General features: G+C 59.2%; 1 protein-coding gene. It reads right to left on the reverse strand.

All coding sequences use genetic code 11. The annotated features are described in order from the left end of the window. Positions 1-123 precede the first annotated feature (123 nt). Positions 124-223, reverse strand: a 100-nt coding sequence (locus E4K09_RS26820; protein WP_134500167.1) for a GapR family DNA-binding domain-containing protein, incomplete at its 5' end; no start/stop codon positions are given.

The following is a 223-nucleotide window of genomic DNA, read 5'->3' on the forward strand; positions in this document are numbered from 1 at the left end:
CTCCACTTCGCCGAAAAATGCTCTCGTGCCACGTCGCAGGTCGAATGCGCTGAATCCGTTTCGGATAAGATTTCGTCACGGGTGTGTTGCGCATGAGAGGTCCCGCGCGCACCACGCGTGGAATCAGACAGGCATCCCGAGAGCCTGCATGTAGAGTTCGAGGATCGCCTCCTCCTCCTGGCGCTCGGCATAGTCGCGCTTGCGCAGGGAAATGATCTTGCGA

This window comes from Microvirga pakistanensis (assembly GCF_004458765.1).
GTDB classification, from domain to species: domain Bacteria; phylum Pseudomonadota; class Alphaproteobacteria; order Rhizobiales; family Beijerinckiaceae; genus Microvirga; species Microvirga pakistanensis.